The sequence below is a fragment of the Brasilonema bromeliae SPC951 genome (assembly GCF_012912135.1).
Lineage (GTDB): Bacteria > Cyanobacteriota > Cyanobacteriia > Cyanobacteriales > Nostocaceae > Brasilonema > Brasilonema bromeliae.
This window is the reverse complement of the sequence record NZ_QMEB01000019.1, coordinates 1-20,154: the sequence shown is the minus strand read 5'-3', so window position 1 is coordinate 20,154 and position 20,154 is coordinate 1. Positions and strand designations below refer to the sequence as shown.

At 41.7% G+C, this 20,154-nt stretch carries 18 protein-coding genes; 10 read left to right on the top strand and 8 right to left on the bottom strand.

Annotated elements, in window-relative coordinates; all coding sequences use genetic code 11:
- Positions 1 to 7 precede the first annotated feature (7 nt).
- Together DP116_RS04310 and aroA are read right to left on the bottom strand one after the other, a co-directional pair.
- Positions 8 to 1,801, bottom strand: coding sequence for an ABC transporter substrate-binding protein (locus DP116_RS04310; protein WP_169153997.1), 1,794 nt, complete (start codon positions 1,799 to 1,801; stop codon positions 8 to 10).
- 394 nt (positions 1,802 to 2,195) lie between these two features.
- Positions 2,196 to 3,548, bottom strand: a complete 1,353-nt coding sequence (gene aroA, locus DP116_RS04305; protein WP_169153996.1) for a 3-phosphoshikimate 1-carboxyvinyltransferase — start codon at positions 3,546 to 3,548, stop codon at positions 2,196 to 2,198.
- Between the two features lie 126 nt (positions 3,549 to 3,674).
- On the opposite strand from aroA, the gene DP116_RS04300 reads away from it, so the two are divergent.
- Positions 3,675 to 4,190, top strand: a complete 516-nt coding sequence (locus DP116_RS04300) for a hypothetical protein (RefSeq protein WP_169154018.1) — start codon at positions 3,675 to 3,677, stop codon at positions 4,188 to 4,190.
- 303 nt (positions 4,191 to 4,493) lie between these two features.
- Here DP116_RS04300 and DP116_RS04295 read toward each other — a convergent pair whose 3' ends face one another.
- The 3 genes from DP116_RS04295 to DP116_RS04285 form a co-directional block, all read right to left on the bottom strand.
- On the bottom strand, positions 4,494 to 5,075 hold the full coding sequence (locus DP116_RS04295; RefSeq protein ID WP_169153995.1) for a thioredoxin family protein: 582 nt from the start codon (positions 5,073 to 5,075) through the stop codon (positions 4,494 to 4,496).
- 138 nt (positions 5,076 to 5,213) lie between these two features.
- Entirely contained in the window at positions 5,214 to 5,660 is a 447-nt protein-coding gene (locus tag DP116_RS04290) for a YidH family protein (protein WP_169153994.1), read from the bottom strand.
- A 163-nt stretch (positions 5,661 to 5,823) separates the two neighbouring features.
- Positions 5,824 to 6,039, bottom strand: a complete 216-nt coding sequence (locus DP116_RS04285) for a CAB/ELIP/HLIP family chlorophyll-binding protein (protein WP_169153993.1) — start codon at positions 6,037 to 6,039, stop codon at positions 5,824 to 5,826.
- Between the two features lie 298 nt (positions 6,040 to 6,337).
- Here DP116_RS04285 and DP116_RS04280 point away from each other — a divergent pair, with 298 nt between their 5' ends.
- Positions 6,338 to 7,846 (top strand): thymidylate synthase, encoded by a 1,509-nt coding sequence (locus DP116_RS04280; RefSeq protein WP_169153992.1) that lies wholly within the window; start codon positions 6,338 to 6,340, stop codon positions 7,844 to 7,846.
- A gap of 296 nt (positions 7,847 to 8,142) precedes the next feature.
- Here DP116_RS04280 and DP116_RS04275 read toward each other — a convergent pair whose 3' ends face one another.
- Positions 8,143 to 8,592 (bottom strand): hypothetical protein, encoded by a 450-nt coding sequence (locus DP116_RS04275; RefSeq protein ID WP_169153991.1) that lies wholly within the window; start codon positions 8,590 to 8,592, stop codon positions 8,143 to 8,145.
- A gap of 442 nt (positions 8,593 to 9,034) precedes the next feature.
- On the opposite strand from DP116_RS04275, the gene DP116_RS04265 reads away from it, so the two are divergent.
- The 4 genes from DP116_RS04265 (at position 9,035) to DP116_RS04250 (ending at position 14,159) form a co-directional block, all read left to right on the top strand.
- Positions 9,035 to 9,592 carry a TaqI-like C-terminal specificity domain-containing protein gene (locus DP116_RS04265; protein ID WP_169154017.1) on the top strand — a complete coding sequence of 186 codons (558 nt, stop codon included), beginning with the start codon at positions 9,035 to 9,037 and terminating at the stop codon, positions 9,590 to 9,592.
- A 59-nt stretch (positions 9,593 to 9,651) separates the two neighbouring features.
- On the top strand, positions 9,652 to 10,251 hold the full coding sequence (locus tag DP116_RS04260) for a Uma2 family endonuclease (RefSeq protein ID WP_169153989.1): 600 nt from the start codon (positions 9,652 to 9,654) through the stop codon (positions 10,249 to 10,251).
- Positions 10,252 to 10,264: 13 nt separating this feature from the next.
- On the top strand, positions 10,265 to 10,504 hold the full coding sequence (locus DP116_RS04255) for a hypothetical protein (protein WP_169153988.1): 240 nt from the start codon (positions 10,265 to 10,267) through the stop codon (positions 10,502 to 10,504).
- Positions 10,505 to 10,790: 286 nt separating this feature from the next.
- Complete coding sequence (locus DP116_RS04250; protein WP_169153987.1) at positions 10,791 to 14,159, top strand: helicase-related protein; 3,369 nt, start codon at positions 10,791 to 10,793, stop codon at positions 14,157 to 14,159.
- Between the two features lie 229 nt (positions 14,160 to 14,388).
- On the opposite strand, the gene dcd is transcribed toward DP116_RS04250, so the two are convergent.
- Together dcd and DP116_RS04235 are read right to left on the bottom strand one after the other, a co-directional pair.
- On the bottom strand, positions 14,389 to 14,988 hold the full coding sequence (gene dcd, locus DP116_RS04245; protein ID WP_169153986.1) for a dCTP deaminase: 600 nt from the start codon (positions 14,986 to 14,988) through the stop codon (positions 14,389 to 14,391).
- A gap of 982 nt (positions 14,989 to 15,970) precedes the next feature.
- The gene (locus tag DP116_RS04235; protein WP_169153985.1) at positions 15,971 to 16,507 is read right to left on the bottom strand and encodes a P-loop NTPase family protein; all 537 of its coding nucleotides are present in this window, start codon (positions 16,505 to 16,507) and stop codon (positions 15,971 to 15,973) included.
- Positions 16,508 to 16,771: 264 nt separating this feature from the next.
- Here DP116_RS04235 and DP116_RS30105 point away from each other — a divergent pair, with 264 nt between their 5' ends.
- From DP116_RS30105 to DP116_RS04210, 4 genes are all read left to right on the top strand, one after another.
- Positions 16,772 to 17,464, top strand: a complete 693-nt coding sequence (locus DP116_RS30105) for an adenylate kinase family protein (RefSeq protein WP_339381611.1) — start codon at positions 16,772 to 16,774, stop codon at positions 17,462 to 17,464.
- A 143-nt stretch (positions 17,465 to 17,607) separates the two neighbouring features.
- Positions 17,608 to 18,348 carry a ribonuclease PH gene (gene rph / locus DP116_RS04220; protein ID WP_169153984.1) on the top strand — a complete coding sequence of 247 codons (741 nt, stop codon included), beginning with the start codon at positions 17,608 to 17,610 and terminating at the stop codon, positions 18,346 to 18,348.
- A 445-nt stretch (positions 18,349 to 18,793) separates the two neighbouring features.
- Positions 18,794 to 19,525: a 6-phosphogluconolactonase gene (gene pgl / locus DP116_RS04215; protein ID WP_169153983.1), complete on the top strand. Its 732-nt coding sequence runs from the start codon at positions 18,794 to 18,796 to the stop codon at positions 19,523 to 19,525.
- A gap of 160 nt (positions 19,526 to 19,685) precedes the next feature.
- Positions 19,686 to 20,154, top strand: a 469-nt coding sequence (locus tag DP116_RS04210) for a zinc ribbon domain-containing protein (protein WP_169153982.1), incomplete at its 3' end; no start/stop codon positions are given.

Below are 20,154 nucleotides of genomic sequence, written 5' to 3'. Positions count from 1 at the left end.
TATACAACTAGTTTTGTGTAACTTTGATTTCATACAAGTTCCAGAATGGACCACCGAGAGCACTATATTTGATACCTTGGAAGCGATCGCGCACTGCCTGCAAATTTAACCGTTCCACCAAGTGAATAAACGGCAACTGTTCCGAGGCAATTCGCTGATATTCGTAATAAATTTCCTTGCGCTTGTTCTCATCCAATTCTTGTGCACCCTTAACATAAAGTCGGTCAATTTCCTTTTCCCAATCGGAAGCTTCCCAGCCAATGATTGGAGGTTTACCAGGTTGTGAACCTTGATTAAATGCGTGAGATGCTCCTTTAATTCTCCAGATATTGCTAGCACCGTGAGGTTCAACACCACCGCCAGCAAACCCACCAAGGTAACAATCCCAATTCTGGGACACTTTAAGTTTATCTATATAGGCGTTAAAAGTAAGGACTTGCAAATCAAGATGAATTCCAATGTTAGCCAGATCCTGTCTCATTTGCGCTGCCATATCTGCCCTCGTTTTCCTTTCCACATTGGTTAACAGCGTAAATCTGACTCGGGTACCATCAGCATCCAATAGTTGATTCTGAGAATTATATTTGAAACCTGCTTGTAATAGTAATTTCTTTGCTTTCTCTGGATCGTAATTGTAAACTTTTAATCCTTTTTCTGGTGGAAGGTAGAAGGGACTTTTGACATAAACAAAGGAATTTTGCGGTTCTCCTAGTCCGCGAAAAACATTTATTTTCATCGCTTCACGGTTAATTGCATAGGCTATAGCTTGCCTGAATTCCTTTTTATTAAACCAGCCAGACTTGATTGGATCTACAAAAGGCTGTCCTTTAGAATTTTTGCCTTTACTGAGATTGAAAGCAATAAAAGTTGTGCTTGTATCAGGTCCTCCGTTATAAATGTTGAAACGTGCCCGCTTTTCCTCTCGTTTAAGCAAACTAAACCCTTCCGGGGTCACTTCCAAATCATCTAGCTGCCCAGAGCGAAAACTGATTAACTGATTGTCAGTAGATTCAATAATTTGGTAAACAATCCGCTCAATGTAAGGTTGAGATTTGCCTTGAGTATCTTTGCGCCAGTAGTATGGGTTACGCTTGAATATCACTCGCTGACTGGGAACATAACTTTCCATCACATAAGGACCGTTCCCCACAATTTTTTTTGGATCGGTGTCTGTTCCCCAGATTGAAATAAACTTGGGATTACCATCAGAACCAGTTGTACGAATAGATTCCTGTAGAACATGAGCAGGCAGAATTGTGATACCGCCTACCCATCTTAAAAAAGGAGCAAAAGGTTCGGGTATAGTGAATTCTACCCGTCGTTCATCAAGTTTTTTTACCTTTGGTGTTGCCCCACTTTCGCCAATTTTCAGAGAGTCCTTAACAGGAGTGGGAATTTTTGGATTTAAGTAAATTTCGTTGTAAGAAAACACAACATCATCAGCAGTCATTGGCTGACCATCTGACCACTTTAGTCCTTCTCTGAGGGTAATAATAATCCGCTTACCATTGTCAAAAACTTCCCACGACTCGGCTAAAGCAGGCTCTTGCTTGTTGGTAAGAGGGTTTTCATTTATCAATGAGTCGTAGATAAAGCCAAAAACGCCATATGCCGTCTCATTCAATGCTGAGTTAAAAGTTGAAGGTGCACCCAGAGTAGCAGTGATCATTCGCGGCACTTGAGCGGCTTGGCTTTTAAACTGACTGGGATTACAACCATTGAGGGTTACTGCTACCAATAGACCCAGTAAAGCGACAATCCAACTACGTTGGAAAAGTTGTTTAAAAATACGAAACTTCATAATTCTTAATGAGTACTGTAACTTAACTTAGTTGTACTTTTTACGACTTTCAATTCGTGAAGATTCCACAGCGAGCCGTCTAAGATCGATATTCAGATACTGCTGCTTGAGTTCTAAAGTTTGCTGGATAGCAAAATACGGAGCGCGGAACGTGCGCAAAGTGCCATAGCGCTAAACAATGCAGGCAATAGTACCACCAACCATTTACGCCAGATCAAAAAAAACATAAAATTATATTTCAAATTGAGGCATAAAACTGATATTGTATCTAATTGAGGAATATTTTAATGCGGCTGTTGCATTTATTTACGCCAATAAAGCCTGCCGGAGTTTACCCTCAAGTAAAACGAAGAGCAGGCTTTTACGTAGAATTCTAGGCTATAACAGACTTTGTTTAGCGATCGCCACAAACTTGTTGTAGGGTTGTAAAAAACTCTGGGTAAGATACCGCTGCAGCTTCTGCACGCTGGATAATCGTTTGACCAGAAGCTTTGAGAGATGCGATCGCCAAACTCATCGCAATCCGATGGTCAGTATGGCTATCAACCTCAGCACCCGATAGAAAGGTACCGCCAGTAATTTCCATACCATCAGGTAATTCTGTCACCTTTGCCCCCATTTTGTTGAGTTGCTGCGCGGTGACAGCAATGCGATCGCTCTCTTTCACCCTTAACTCAGCAGCATCCCGAATAATTGTTGTCCCTTCAGCAAAAACCGCCGCCACTGCCAAAATTGGAATTTCATCAATCAATCTGGGGATAATATCACCAGAGATTGTGCAGCTTTGCAAACGACTGGAACGCACTCGTAAATCAGCGACTGGTTCTCCAGCAACCTCCCGCTGATTTTCTTGTTGAATGTTCGCTCCCATCATCGCCAGAGCTTCTAAAATGCCCGTGCGGGTGGGATTTACCCCAACATTTTCAATCACGAGTTCAGAATCTGGTACAATTGCCCCAGCGACTAACCAAAAAGCGGCTGAACTTATATCCCCTGGAACAATCACTGTTTGCCCGTAAAGTTGAGTAGGTCCAGTGATTATGACGCTGTTAGTTTCAGGGTCCGTAACTAAATCTGCCCCAAATGCCCGTAGCATCCGTTCACTGTGATCGCGTGAAAGTGATGGTTCTGTGACAGTCGTTTTTCCCTCTGTCGTCAAACCTGCAAGGAGAATGCAAGATTTCACTTGAGCAGAGGCGATGGGAGAATTGTAATGAATGGGTTTGAGGGACTTTCCTTGAACTGCTAAAGGTGCGAGTGTATTGCCTTTTCGTCCCCAAATGTCTGCCCCCATCTGTTGTAATGGTTTGATAACACGGGACATGGGACGCGATCGCAAAGAACTATCACCCGTCACAGTAAAAAAGCGCCCTGCATGAGATGCTAAAAGTCCCAGCATCAGGCGTATCGTTGTTCCAGAGTTACCAGCGTTTAAGACATCAACTGGTTCTTGTAAATTTCCTAAACCGATGCCTTTAACCCGCACTAATTCCGTATTCAGTTCCGAAATTTCTGCCCCCATCGCTTGGAAACAGCTTGCTGTGCTACAGGGGTCTTCTCCCAAAAGTAAACCTGAAATCTGGGTTTCACCTTCAGCAATAGCACCCAGCATCAAAGCTCTGTGTGAGATAGATTTATCACCAGGAACACGGATGCGACCTTGTAGAGATAGAGAACCAGGTGGCTCAATGATTAAGTTTTGAGAAGCGTTCTCCCTCTTTTCTACGGTTATAACAGAAGCTGACATTAGGATAAACTGGCGTTGACTGCGCTAGTATCGTATCGCTTTCCTTGCTCCTCCAGCTCTACTAATCTTTATCAATTTCTTCTTGTAACTCATCTCATTGATTGGCTTTTTGCCCTTACCGCTCTCATGCTTACTCACCATCGCAAGCCCGTGTGCCTATCACTTATTTCCACAGATCTGCCAGTTTGGTCTGTTGTCGAAACTGCTGCAACACTCTACCAAAAAGATCGCGACAGATTCCACCTACTTTTGTCTGCACCGCCTGTAAAACAGTCTGAAAAAGTAGACGACTCTCTGCTGACAGAGAACACCCTTTGCCAAGTCCAAGGTAGCACTCCAGTTCCCAGTGGTCCGCGAGTATTATGGCTAGAGATTTCCCCTTACAGAGTGACTATGACCATGCAAGGAAATGGTCAATTGAGTTATCGTCACTTTTGGGAACAAGGAGTTTACGGCATTACTCGCTATTGGTTACCTGTTGAGTCATTACAACCTAGCGAACCGATTCGCTTACGAAATTTCACCCGCAGCCTCAAACTCGACGGACACCCCTTACCAAAGCATCTACGAGTAGAGTACGAATTGTGGGCGGGAGAAATCCAACTAGGATGTTACATCCTTAGTTTAGAAATCAAACATTGAACCTAGCCCCTTAGAATCCTCCTTTGCGACTATTTCTCCTTTGCAAAGGAGGATTTGTGTTTTGTTATGCGGTAGATGGTGTCGATTAACATCTGAGCCAATATACACATTGTGGATGACAAAGAAGACAAAGACTCCACTATACTGGACACATTAACATCTGCCACAAATGATCCGCTTCACCATACCAAGAAAGATTAAAGCACTTTCTCTGACCATCCCAAGGTTGGAAGATTCTTTACAATACTCTGGTGCTGGTACTGAGTTTTGAGTTTCAATGTACGACTCAAAACTCGGAATCTCTTAACCAAAATAACTCGGTTCGTTGCCCGGTTTCCACTTGATATTGCAACCAATACTGGGCTTTTGGTCGGCTGTAACTGGTTGATTCGACAATACTGCATCAATAGCTGCGCGTAAATCTGTACCTGTTACAGGTTTGCCATTACCGGGGCGACTATCATCCAATTGTCCTCGATAAACGAGTTGGCGCTTGGCATTAAAGAGAAAGAAATCTGGTGTGCAAGCTGCTGTGTAAGCTTTTGCAGTTTCTTGGCTTTCGTCGTAACAAAAAGGAAACTTAAAATCAAGTTCTATCGCCATTGCCTTGAGAAATTCAGGATCATCATCTGGATAATTATGGACATCATTGGTGCTAATAGCAACAATTCCTAAACCATCATGAATATAATCTTTTCCCAACTGCGCCAATTCTGCCTTCACAAGCTTTACATACGGGCAATGCTGACAAATAAACATCACAAGTAAAGCTTTTTTATCAGCAAAAGTGGCAAGCGAAATCGTTTCTTCATGTACCACATCTGATAGATGAAAATCTGGCGCTTTAGTACCTAGCGGTAACATTGTTGAAGCAGTTAAAGCCATAATCCTGATATATTTTCTCTGAAGACTGAATCATATCGTTTTCAATATACCAATAGTTTGTGATTAATAAAACCTTTTTACAGATGACACTTGCTCTGTCTTGTTAGTATATTTTTATTCAATCAAGATTTTTTCAATTTAACGAAAATTACGTGACTGGGGCTGATTTGGGAGCGGATACGTGGAACGGGGCACATGACTTCGTAAAAGCAGCAAAGGAATACTGAGAATTCCAAAAATAATCACTACTCCAGTCATTACCCAAACAGTAAACTTACTGGGTTGATAGTTACCTTCTTCAATTTGGGAAAAAACTTGGTTATATCGCCAGACTGCTAAAAGTAAAGTCAGAATACCAAAGATTACCAAACTGATACCCAAATTTTCTGAGGTGAAAAAGGGATATGGTGATGGTTCATGTTGCTGTTGAGTCAGAGTAAAATTCAGCTGGCGTATAAATAGACCAAATCTAGCAATAGCAAAACCAAAGCCAATTAATGCTATTGAAGTGCGTAGCCAAGCGAGAAATGTCCGCTCGTTTGCTTGATGCTCCCTTTGACGGTCGATTTTGGGCACGTTGCTCATAATTACCAGCTTTAGTTCTCTTTTAGCCACAAGAGAACACTACCGCATTATGTCCCTATAGATACTCTCTCTGACGGGTAGCTTTTACAAACAAAAGACGCAAAATCTTGCGTCTTGTGTATCTACGAGCATGATAAAAATTTGTTTTTAACAGGATGTGTTTTTACAAACTTCTGAACAAACCAAAAACGCCATGTCCTGTAAACACTTCCAACGCTATCAAAGATACAAAACCAATCATTGCCAAACGACCGTTGAGAAGTTCAGCGTAGGGAGTTAAACCGGTGCGATCGCCTTGCTCATCCACATACACCTTTGGTTCTAGCGCAAAATTGTTCATTTTGCCGGCCTCGTCAATAATGGCACCTTTGTACTGCATGGAAATGTCCTAACGAAATAATTGCTGTTATGTAAAGAAGTGTAACGTTAATATTAAAAAATGTAAAGTAGATGAGCAATCAGGCGCGCCGTGTTGGTGTCAGCTGAGTTGGCAGGACTTACGCAAAGAAACCCGGTTTCTACCAAAAATCGTCTGTTTAGCAACCAAATACGAACGAAGAAACCGGGTTTCTGGCAGATGGTGCGTAAGTCCTAGTTGGTATTGTGAACAATTTGCCAGAGCAAGCGGTGGTGATATGTTAAGATAAAAGATTGTTTTGACTTTCTGGCAATCAACCATGACAGCAACGGGCAAGGCAATCAAATATAACTACAACGCACTGCACAAGCCTAAGCAGTTGATTTATGGTCAAGGTCAGACAGCAGTGATTACGGGGTGGAGTGTAAAGGGGGCGATCGCCAAACATCTACACCCCCAAGAATATGCTGTCATTGGACAGCTCTACTCGCCCACAAGGGGGATAAACTTACTGATTCGCAATTTGCTTTATAATCCCCATGTCCGCTACTTGGTTGTTCTCAACGCCACCAGAGAAGACAAAAACGCCGGTGCTGGGATTTGCTTATTAGACTTTTTCCGCAATGGCTTTGAAGAAGGATTGAGCGATACTGGACGACGTTGCTGGGTAATTCGCTCAGCTTATGCAGGATATATTGATATTGAAGTTGAAGCCAGTGCGTTAGAAAAACTGCGTCAGTCTATAGAGTTTCAAGAAGCGAAATCAATCACTGAAGCTTGTACTCTGGTGAAATCTTTTGCTCAAACAGAAGCGGTGGAACCTTGGGGTTTTCCATTAGAATTTCCCATGTCTACTTTAGTACCAACTGTTTTACCAGGACAACGCTATGGGCACAGAGTCGAGGGTAAGACGATAGCTGAAACTTGGGTAAAAATCATCCATTTAATTAAAACAACCGGAACAATTCGACCGACTGTATATGAGGGACAATGGCAAGAATTGATTGATTTAATAGCAGTTGTTACTTCAGAACCAGAAAAATTTTATTTTCCAGAACCCAATTATTTGCCAATTGACCGTAGTTTTTTGCAAGAATATATTTCGCAGATTTTAGACGATGCACCCAACCAAGAAGGAGTGAAGTATACATACGGTCAACGTTTACGTTCTTGGTTTGGACGCGACCAAATTCAGCAAGTCATTGATAAACTAGTCATTGATATTGATTCAGCTAGGGCGGTCATGTCTTTGTGGGATGTTACCAATGATGCTAATGATAGTCCGCCTTGCCTGAATCATATTTGGGTCAGAATAGTTGATAATGAACTTTCAATAACCGCGACTTTGCGCAGTAATGATATGTTTTCAGCATGGCCCGCAAATGCAATGGGATTGCGTGCTTTGCAACAACATATTCGAGATGAAATATGCAAGTTCTCAACTCATTTCTTAAAAATGGGACCATTAATTACTGTCAGTCAAAGCGCCCATATTTATGATGACTGCTGGGAAAATGCAGAAAAAGTTATTCAGTCTCAGTATACCAAAATTTGTCAGCAGCGAGATTATGCAGACCCCGTAGGCAGTTTTGTGATTGCTGTACAAGACGGCAAAATTCTTGTCGAACAGATGACTCCTGGTTCTGGAGAAGTTGTGAACTGCTTTTTAGGTAAGTCTGCAAAACAACTGTATCAACAAATAGCAGCTAGTTGTCCGGGCTTGCAAGTTGAGCATGCTATGTACTTAGGGACAGAGTTACAAAAAGCAGAATTCGTCTTGTCAATGGAACAAGAGTTGAGTTATGAGCAAGATAAATCAATCAAGTGAAGGATAAAGGATAGTAAACCAATGTTTTGCTTTCAGTGAAAACACTGGGATCTATACCGTAACAAGTAAATTAAATTGTACTTTGAAGTTTGTAGAAGAATATACATATTGTTCATATAGCTTTGAATATCAATTTCATCAGAGGTAGAGCGTTATACTACATATCATAAAGATTGCTTTTTTGGAATTGATCGCTTTACTAGACGATCTAAACCATCGAGTGCGCTTATCACTTCTTGTTAGCAGTTCGTTACATTTAGTAGTCATTGTAGTCACTGTCGCTATAGTTATTTTGACTAACGATCGTGGTCATAGTCATCATCGGTATCGTAATCGTCATACTCATTGCAAACACTATTAGTATGGGTGTTTTGGCTACGTTTTTTCTTATCCTCCACGTATAACTTGAAAACAACAATAAAAATAAAATATATCAAAAAATACATTAACAGTACGTAAATTGGATCCTTACGTGTTGCTCTTACAATGGTATCGCCGGAACACGAGAAAAATGGGAAGAGTTGTAAAATTTTGCAATACAATAAGTCAAAAACTCTATCCACTAAGCTAAAAAATACTCCGCCTAGGATCAAGAGTAGAACCAATAGCCCATGTATTAGCCAATCCCTAAACTCTGATAATTTTTCTAAGCGTTCGAGCTTGGACTGCTCTCTCAAACGCTGTTCAAGTTCGGCACTATATTTCCGAATAGTTGAACGACTCACGCGCTGACGACGGTTTTTCATAAGAGATTCCTAGATTTCGTTCAACTACAAAATAATCCCCAATGTAGAGTTTTAGCAAGCACGTTCGGCATCAAAAATCGAGGCGATTAGCAGTTGAGCTATTTCCGCCTGAGTTTTGTCCCCGTGGGTTTCCACAAAGGCTCGAAACAACTCCGTGTCGGTAATTTTGTGACCACTACCCCCATGCGCTCTGACTTTGGCATTAAAGTCACCCGTTTGCTTCCGACGTTGGAACCATGTATTGATGGTATTGCGACTGATATTGAAGAATTCACTCGCTCAAGAGCGCTTCATTCCATTGAGTTCAATCGCCTCGATCACTTTTCGTCGTAGGTCATAACTGTAAGGGTTTGCCATAGGAATCCGGAAACTAATCACTTCTTCATCTATCCTACGTCCTGACTGAGGTGGCGACTGCTATAACTATCAGGACAAATGGCTCATTTTCACAAGAAGAGGAATTGATATAAATGCTTATCCAGCTATTAAAGCACTTCTAGCACAGTGGCAAATACAGTTAGAACCAAAACCTCGTAATTGGTCTGCATCTAAAGAATGGTTAGGTCGAAAATCCGGCTCTTATAAATGGTATGAGATTCAAGATGAAGTAGCTTACTACACTGCATTTGATAAGCCTAAAATTGTCTATCCGGTTATTGCAAAAGAGTCGCGTTTTGCCTTTGATACAACAGGTGCATTCACTAACGATAAAGGTTTTATTATTCCTGTTCCTGATCTTTACCTTCTTGGAGTGCTTAACTCTTCATCTATATGGGAATACCTAAAAAATTTTTGTTCTGTACTTGGCGATGCTGATAAAGGTGGACGGTTAGAGTTAAGAGCAATCTATATTAGTAAAATTCCTATCCCCAATGCTTCAACTACAGAACGAGAAGCCATATCTAAACTAGTCCAAAAATGCCTAGACGCAAAAGGCGTTGACTGTCAAGCATGGGAGAAAGAAATAGATGAGCGAGTCGCCGCCCTTTATGGCTTGTAGGACAATAGAGAAGAGAACAAATCTCGCTCGTAGTATTAAGAATTGCTGAGGGAAAAATTATGCAATCCCCTGTAAACTTTTTCACCGTTGAAGAATACCTCAAAGCCGAAGATAAGAGCGAAATCCGCCATGAATATCTTGGCGGTCAAGTATTCGCCATGTCTGGTGGTAGCAAGGAACACAATATAATTACCCTCAATATCGCCAGCAGACTACGTTCCCATTTACGGGGTGGTTCCTGTAGTGTTTTTATGGCTGACATGAAAGTCAGGATAGAATTAGCCAGCCAAAATAAAAGTATATTTTACTATCCTGATGTCGTAGTCACCTGCGATCGCCCTTTGGGCGGCTCCCTGCTGGAGCATCGCCAAGACCAAGACCGCTTTTGCTTAAATTATCCTTGTTTAATCATAGAAGTTCTCTCACCTAGCACAGAAGTAACAGACAGACGAGAAAAACTTGTTAATTACCGAACTTTAGAAAGCTTACGGGAATATGTATTAGTTTCCCAAGATGAAATCAAAGTAGAAGTTTATCGTAAAGATAACCAAGGAAATTGGTCAGTGCAAACTTTGTTCAAGGGTGATGACCTAAAATTAGACTCGGTAGGGTTAACCCTAACAATGACAGATGTTTACGAAGATGTCTTTACTCTTTAAGGTTTTATAAATTATGCAAGCAGCTTTACGCATTACAACCAAAGTTTTACCAGGAAACAAGATAGAAATAGAACTTCCAGAAGCTGAGATTGGTGACACCGTTGATGTATTTGTTATTTTGCCGGAAAAGCCTAAAGTAAAACAGCGTTCTGTAATAGAAATTCTGGAAGAAGTTCATGCTAAACGTCCATCAAAAACTGCTGAAGAAATAGATAGACAGCTACAAGAGGAACGGGATTCATGGGACAGCTAAGACTTCCCTCTTGTGGCGTTATTTATATAGCAATACAGTTCAGTTAAGGGTTGATCCTCCCTAGCCCTCCTTAAAAAGGAGGGAACTAAGCCCCCTTTTTAAGGGGAGCCAGTGCGTTGCGGGGGTTCCCCCCGTTGTAGCACCTGGCGTGGTTGGGGGATCTTAAATACCACTAACTGAACCGTATTGATTTATATAGATACATCAGTAGTGATTTATCCACAAAGCCAACAATTTCAAGCTTGACGATCGCCTTTCTCTGCGCCTCTGGGTTAAATAAAAAACCATGCCTACCCACGATATAATAGATAATCGCAATCAAAAATTAGTAGACCAAATCAAGCGCATTCTCGACTCCTCAGAAGCGGCTCATTTTGCGGTAGGTTACTTCTTTATTTCTGGCTTCACCGCCATTGCAGAACGCCTCCCCAACATAAAAGAATTACGTCTGCTAATTGGCAATACTAGCAATCGCGAAACCATTGAACAAATAGCCCAAGGATACCGAAGACTAGAATTAATTGAAGATAAAATCGAAGCGCAAAAATATCCCAAGCGCAGTGAAGAAAAACGGATGGCGAACGTTACAGCAGCCAATATCCGTTCTAGTATCGAACTCATGGATCAGACAGATGAAGCTGAGATACTGGTAAAAAATCTCGTGCAGATGATTGAAGAAAAACGGCTTCATGTCCGGCTTTACACCAAAGGAACTTTACACGCCAAGGCTTATATTTTTGACTACGGTACTGTTTACGATCATAAAGGTAGAGCCTTAGAACGTGCTGAGAAAGGCATTGCTATAGTTGGTTCATCCAATCTTACCCTTTCTGGTATCACCCATAATACCGAACTCAATGTAGTTATTCACGGAAACGATAACCATACAGAATTAACTCACTGGTTTAATGAACTGTGGAACGAAGCGGAAGATTTTAACGAAGCCTTGATGAGAGAAATGAAACAATCTTGGGCGGGTTCTACAGTCCGTCCTTATGATGTTTATATGAAAACTCTCTATAGTTTAGTAAAAGAAAGATTAGAAGATACCGCACCAAAAGACCTAATTTTAGAAGACGCAATTACTAAACAATTAGCAGATTTTCAAAAAGTCGCTGTTAATAATGCTGTGCAAAATATCAGAGACTATGGCGGCGCTTTCGTCTCCGATGTCGTCGGACTGGGAAAAAGCTTTATTGGCGCTGCAATTGTTAAAAGATTTGAACAAACAGAACGCGCACGTCCTTTAATTATTTGTCCTGCACCACTCATAGAAATGTGGGAACGCTACAACGAAGTCTACCAGCTAAATGCTCGTGTTCTTTCAATGGGAATGCTCAAAGAAGACGAGGAAAGCGGCTTCAAAGTTTTATTAGATGATTTCAGATTTCAAGATAGAGATTTTGTACTTATAGACGAAAGCCATAACCTGCGAAATCACACGACTCAAAGATATAAAGTAGTCGAAGCTTTTTTAGGTGCTGGGAAACGTTGTTGCTTATTAACAGCAACTCCGCGAAATAAGAGTGCTTGGGATATCTACCACCAGCTAAAACTATTTCATCAAGACGACAAAACTGACCTCCCAATAGACCCTCCTGATTTAAAAGAATACTTCCAGTTAGTTGAAAAAGGCGAGAAAAAGTTACAAGAATTACTCTCTCATATCCTGATTCGTCGAACCCGCAACCATATTCTACGTTTTTACGGTTTCGACTCACAAACTCAACAAGCAGTAGATCCAGCTAACTTTCGTGAGTACCTAGACGGAACCCGACGCGCTTATGTCATCGTTGGTGGAAAGCATCGCTTTTTCCCCAAGCGAGAACTAGAAACTATTGAGTACAGCATTGAGGACACATACCAAGGACTATACGAAGAGTTACGTCAATACTTGGGTAAATCTCGCAAGCGCCAATTAGCCAAACCACCAACTAACGAACTCAGTTATGCGCGTTATGGACTGTGGAATTATGTTTTAAAACCGAAACAAAAGCAAGAACCTTATAACACATTGCAACGCGCAGGCGCTAACTTGCGAGGACTCATGCGAGTGCTGTTGTTTAAGCGCTTTGAATCCAGTGTTTACGCTTTTCAAGAATCTATCAGAAAACTCTTGATAGTGCATGAAAGGTTTTTAAAAGCACTGTCCCAAGGATTTGTCGCAGCAGGAGAAGAAGCCCAAACTCTGCTATCGGAAGATTATAACCAAGCAGAAGAACAAGATTTGATGGATGGATTGCAAAAAGTCTCTGATAAATACGACATAGCAGATTTTTATACCGAAAAATTACAACAGCATATCGAGCATGATATTAAACTGCTAAAAAATATTTTGGCATTAGTTGAACCTATCACCGCTGATAAAGATACAAAATTACAAACTCTTATAAAGTGGTTATCTAAACCTAGTCTGAAAAATAAAAAACGGTTAATATTCACTCAGTATGCAGATACTGCAAAGTATCTATATGAGAACTTAAACCCAGGCGGACAACGAGATGATTTTGATGTCATTTATAGTGGTAGCAACAAAAATAAAGCGCGTTTAGTGGGAAGATTTGCGCCTAACGCTAACAAGGAATATAAATTTAAACCAGGTGAATCAGAAATCAATACACTGATTGCTACCGATGTCTTGGCAGAAGGTTTAAATCTCCAAGACGGTGACCTGATAATAAATTATGATTTGCACTGGAATCCAGTAAAATTGATTCAGCGTTTTGGTCGTATAGACAGAATTGGTAGCGAAAAAGATGTTATTTATGGATACAACTTTTTACCTGAATTAGGCATTGAACGCAATTTAGGTTTGAAGCAAAAGCTTAAAAATAGAATTCAGGAAATTCATGATACTATCGGTGAAGATGCTGCCATTCTTGACCGAACTGAGCAACTCAACGAAGAAGCTATGTATGCCATTTACGAACAACAAGGCAAACAGTTGAGTCTTTTTGATTTTGAAGCAGAAGAGGATTTCTTGGATTTAAATGAGGCTGAAGAAATCCTGAGAAAATTACAAAAAGATAACCCCTCAGAATATGAACGAATTGCTCATTTACCGCATGGTATTCGTACAGCTAAATTCTCTATGCAGCAAAAGGGAACATATGTTTTCTGTGAAGCTTCAGACCCCAGTAAACCTGATCTAAAAGGCTACCAGCAGTTATTTTTATTGGACGACAGAGGGGAAATAATTTCTAGGGATATCCCCCGCATCTTGGGTGCAATTAAAGCTGATACCACCACTCCTACTTCAACACTTCCCCAAGAACATAATTCTACAGTTATGCGTCTCAAACGTCAATTTGCAGAAGAAGTGAAGCATCGCCAAGCGGAAAGAGAGTTTAAGGGGCGTTTGACTCAAGGTCAAAGATATATTCTGCGGGAATTGAGGATCTTTTTTAAAGCGATCGCAGATGAAGAACTCAAAAGTCAGATCAATATTTTGGAACAAAAGTTTCGCGCTTGTGTGAATCAAGCAGTTAACCGAGAGTTAAATAAATTGCGGCGTGATAGTTTCACAGGTCAAGAATTGTTCACTCAACTGGCGCAAATTTACCTTCAACATAATATGCATCAATGGCAAGATAACAGTTTACCTACATTCTCTCAACCAATACCCATGATTGTTTGTAGTGAAGCTTTGGTATGATTTCATCGAATCATATCTCGTTTCGAGAGTACCATTTTCTTTAATCTTTCAGTATTCGGCTGTTTGACTGGTATGGTATAACTCCTACTTTCAATCATATAGCAGTCCTATTTCATTTCTGAAAAAACAAAGTACATTTGCACATTCTTCTTCCCTGTTCCCTGTTCCCTGTTCCCTGTTCCCCACCTCAACGAATAATTTCACAACTCATTTAGGATTGCTATATCTATTAAACTTTAGCTAGCGTCACTTTATGAGGCTGATCTTGATATTTTCCAGCACGATCTGCATAAGTGGTTCCACATGGTTCGCCTTCCATGAACAAAGCTTGAACTACACCTTCATTGGCGAATACTCGACAATCAGCACTAGAGGAATTCGACACCTCCAGTGTCAGCCAGCCTGTCCAACCACTTTCTCCGGGAGTCAGGTTCCAGATTAACCCACAACGAGCATATGTAGATTTGCCAATAAATAAACAGGTAATATTAGCTGGGATGACAAGCCGTTCTAGTGCAACCCCTAAACCATAAGAGTGTGCAGGAATAATAAAATAATCACCATCTTCATCAGAGTGTAATGGTACAGATTCAAGATTATCAGGGTTGAATCTTTTAGGATTAACGACTGTGCCAGGAATATGACGGAATACCTTAAATTCTACAGGTGACAACCTTATATCATATCCATAAGAAGAAAGTCCATAACTCAGAACTGGACGAAGTAAACCTGTGCTATCTATCGAAACTGCACGAACCAAACTAGGTTCAAAAGGTTCAATCATACCCAATTGAGCTTGCTCAATTATCCACCTGTCATTTTTTAACATTTACTTCTCCATATTAGGGTGTTTTAGACTTCATCATTTACCTCCAATTCTGAATCTCTGATGAACGAATTGAAGCTTCTGCTTTAGTTATTTTGCTCTCAATTCATAACCTTCAAGGTAAAAATTTTTTTTGTTGTTCTTTAAATACATTCAATACGCAGAGGCTTTGCCCCTCTTTCAAGCTTCAGCAATAGTTAAGTTTTTGATTATACCGCATCTTGTAGAAGTGCTTTTACTCATGCAAATCACTGTAATATTATCATGTCGTTTCTAATCACTACTTTCCTATTTATTTAACTTTGTCGCCGTAAGTCCCCCACTATATCGGTACTCCGATTAGTGGTGCGATATAAGGCGGACAATGACGATTGCATCTGAAGGCGCTCATCTTCCCGCAGGGAAGAAAAGACAAAGATGCATGTTAGCGGAGCGGCGCGTTAGCGCGGAATTGTCAATTTAACCGTAAATTTCCGATTATGTCTGGTATAATAATATTGGTTGCGACCCACTCACTCGGCTCATAACAAACGGTCACAGTAGCGGTTCGACGCTTACCAAGTCTAAGAGCGAGAGAAAGGAGAAAAGATTCCGGTCACTGGTTCGTATGATTACGCTCTGCGGTAAAAGATAAACCACACAGGAATGTACGGAAAAACAATTACTGCCTTGGGAAGCAGGGCGGCTGCGCGGGTTCTCCCTTTGAGGAGATAAACGGTGCAAACCGAGAGACGCTGTGTAAGACTTGGATCGTCTTGAGTGACGAACATTCAGCAATGGATGTACCTAACAGAGCAACGGCGAGTGAGACGCGAAGCCCCCACCATAAACGGTACTCCGTTTTGGTGGTGGGTACTTCACACCGAATAACTAGAATAGCGCGAACTCACGCTTGTTAGAGAAGAGTCACTGAATCCGAGTGATAAGTCAGATCAACAATGAAACTCATCACTTAGGACTTAGCACTCGGTATCGATACACTGAATTACGGTTGATGACTACGACGGATTTCGGTGATTTGATCTGCTATTTCTAAAATAGATTTGGGCATTTGTGATCCTGTGAAGATGATATCGACATGGTTCGGGCGTTTGTCCAGAAATGCTAGAACTTCTGTTTCAGCAATTAAGCCAAAGTGAATGGCTAAGCTGAGCTCGTCTAATACTACCAGAGAATACTGACCTTCTAAGACTACCTTTTGTGTATGTTGCCACAACTTTTGTAGAGATTTCGTTTCGCTTTCGTCCAAGTGTGGTGTATCAATGCAACGAGGCAAATCACAGCGAATCCAATCTAACTTTTGTCCCAGTCGGATGGGGTTTTCTTGTCCTTGACGTATCCCACCCTTGAGAAACTGTACTACTAACACTGCTGTGCCTTGACCTGCGATTCTCAGTGCTTGAGACATGACGCTCGTAAAAAAGCTACGATGAGAGCTAGTGAAAACTTGTACTATACCTTCAACGGAGTATGGAAAATCGAGGGTTGAATTTAAGCTCGGGGTTTCTAACTGAGCAACCATAATAATATCTAAAATAATACAACAAAATAAAGTGCTTTTGCTGAGATTTTTTCTGGCGAACGTAGACTGTATAACCTAGTTGCTTTTGACGATACGTAATGTATTTGCGTGCGTTGCATTCTTAGTCAAACACTACATTTATCCTGAAGTCAAGAGTTATCGAAACCGAGATGATTGCCTTTTTTCGGAAAGTAGTTGTAAAAATGAAAACATATAACTGAGCAGCATAGTGAGTTCTGATCAAAAAATGAGGAGTAAATTGTTGTGAAATTAGTGATCATAGGAGGTTCAGGAGCAGGGAAAAGCACTCAAGCACAAGGGCTTTGCACATACTTTAATATTCCTCTTATTTCCAGTGATGAAATATTACGAGATGCGATCGCCCAAAGAGCGGCTTCCTGCAGGAGCATCGCCGTTTTTTGCCCAGAAGGTTTTTCTCCAGAAAATTCTCTCCCTGAAGGAAGCGCAGAACAAGATGCAGCAAACCTGTTGGGTCACCAGCGCCGCTTTGCAATCCCATCTTTTCCGTATCTCAGTCATCTTCCACAGTCATACATGGAGACAGGGGAACTCGTCACGAACGAAATGATCATTGAATCCATTCAGATTGAGCTAAAAAAGCCTGATTTTAAGGATGGTTGGGTATTGGAGGGTTATCCCCGTACAGCAGAGCAAGCTGAAGAACTTGACTTTTTGTTAGACCATCTAGGGCACAATTTGGACTGGGCAATTTATTTACAAGTCCCACAGGCGGTTATGGTGAATCGTTCAATGGGGCGTTTTCTTCCAGATGATCTACCGGAAATTGTGCAGCGTCGTGTCGAAACTTTTTATGATCGTACTGTTCCCATTTTAGAGTACTACGACCGTCGCCGCCGCTTATTAACTATCAACGGAGACCAGTCACCAGAAGCGGTGCAGCAAGATATAATTACTTTGCTGATAACTTCCCAATAGGTTTTGAGACAAAAGTTTTGAGCTTATCTTTTTTAGAGTACCAAACTCTTGGCTAAAAAATGAGTGAAGCTTTATAATACTTAAGCCCTAATACTCAAAGCATAACCGACTGTATTGTGGATACAAATTTTGAGGCAAACCCAATGGCTTGGCAGCGTCCAGACGGTCGGCAATCCTACCAACTACGTCCTATTAGCTTTCAGCAAAATTTTACGCGCTTTGCGCCTGCTGCTGTTCTCACAAAATGTGGCGACACTCAAGTACTTTGTAGCGTCAGCGTGACACAGGGAGTCCCTAAGTTTCTAGAAGGAACTGGTAAAGGTTGGCTAACTGCGGAATATCGAATGTTACCATCAGCCACACCGCAACGGCAAGAACGAGAATTTCTGAAGTTGTCTGGACGAACTCAAGAAATCCAACGTTTGATTGGACGTAGTTTGAGAGCAGCATTAGATTTAGAGGCGATAGGAGAACGCACGCTGACTGTCGATGCGGATGTGTTGCAAGCAGATGCAGGAACGAGGACGACTGCGATTACAGGCGGGTTTGTGGCGTTAGCTCATGCAATTTCTACATTGTTGCAGCAGGGAGTGTTAGAGCGATCGCCCATCATTGGACAGGTAGCAGCGATTTCTGTAGGATTGTTGCAAGGTGAGCCATTTTTGGATCTCAACTACATTGAAGATGTCAGGGCTGAGGTAGATTTTAATGTGGTGATGAATCAGCAGTTGGGGATAATAGAAGTTCAGGGAACTGCTGAGTCCGGTAGTTTTAGCCGTACCCAACTCAATTCTCTACTGGATTTTGCCCAAAAAGGCATTCAACAATTGTTAATTGCTCAACGTGAAGCGATCGCAAACTGGAATGATCTCTACCAAGGCTAAAACAGCTCTGTGCTCTTAATAGTCGCAAATTCAAACAATATTCCGCTTCTTATATCCAAAACAAGTAGTCGAGTTAAGCGGTTCACCCCCTTAGCCCAGAAGAACCGAGTGATATTTCCGGAAAATTTCCTTGATTCGAGGTAAAGCGCTCAGCTTTCCCTGGGAAGGGGGTAGGTTTTCAAGTTTTGTGCTGACTGATATGATTGTAGTACAGGGATTTAAATCGCTTCCGTCGCTACATCCGCCCTTGAAAAAGAGGCGGTTTAGTTCCTGTCGTTGTTTATAAAAATTTTTGTTACGATTTGGCAAGAATTTTGTACAACGGCTCACCTAGGGTATAGATCCATTCAGAGAGAATGATGTTAAAAGTTTCAAAAAGTAAAAACGGAAGTTGTCATTATTTCGCTATTGTATTGCTGGAAGTCGCTAGTGTGATAATGACGCGATGAGCAAAAAAGTTGAAGTTCTTTGTGATCAAAAAGCGCTAATTGCGCGAGCGCTTGAATTGATCTTGTCTAAAATAGAAATAGCTATCAAACAGCGTGGGCAGTTTACCATTGCCTTGTCTGGTGGTAGTACACCTAAACCGTTGTATGAAGCAATCTCTACCCAGAAACTGCCTTGGGACAAAATTCATGTGTTTTGGGGAGATGAGCGTTACGTTTCACCTGACCATCCAGATAGCAATCAGCTGATGACGCGTCGTGCGTGGTTAGATCGCGTTGAAATCCCACCAGGTAACATCCACCCCATACCTACAGATGAAGCTGACCCCGCAGTAGCAGCGGCTAAGTACGAAAGACATCTGCAAGAATTTTTTCACGCTTCACCGGGAGAATTTCCTGCTTTAGATGTCAATTTATTAGGAATGGGAGATGATGCTCACACCGCATCTTTGTTTCCCCACACGGAAGCTTTAAAGGTTACAGATAAGCTGATCACCGTAGGGAACAAAGATGGAAACCCTCGCATCACCTTCACATATCCATTCATTAACTCTGCCCACTGCGTTATCTTTGTTGTAGCTGGTGCGAATAAAAGACCAGCTCTTGCTCAAGTCTTTGCACCAGTGGCGGATGAATTCACTTACCCATCCCGCTTAATTCAACCTCAAGGAGAACTTTGGTGGTTGCTAGATGCAGCAGCTGGAAGTGACCTGAAAAAGGACGCAGGATAAAACAAGAGGGATGAAGTATGAGGCATGGAATTCTATTACACTTCATAAGACTTCATACTTCTGCCTTCAAACAGACTTGTTAGAATCGAAAGCTAGAGTTGCCCCTCTGCTTCAAGGCACTATTATACCATTGAACAACAACAAAGGCTAACTTAACCTCATGATCGTCTGCCCTAATTGCAATCACCCAAACCCAGACGGCGCTGTCCAGTGTGAAGCTTGCTATACCCCATTACCAGCTACTAGTAACTGTCCCAGTTGTGGGGCAACCGTGCAAGCAGATGCAGCTTTTTGCGGTCAGTGTGGTTATAACCTGCGTGCAGCTACTCCCACTGCAGTTGCCGCCGCAACTGTCGCACCTGATATTGCACCAGATGTACCGCCTCTGGTTAACCCTGAGCCACTTGTACAACCACAACCTATGTCGGTTAATGGTGCTGATTACACATTCCCTCATTCAGCAGCCATACCACCAACAGCAGTTGCGTTTGGTGATCCATTCGTAGAGACAACACAAAGCAGCCCCCCGCCACCAACTATAACTACGCCACCTCCAGCACCTGCGGTCAGCGAACAGCCATCAATACCAACTCCACCCCCAATACCAACACCACCACCACCCCCAGTAC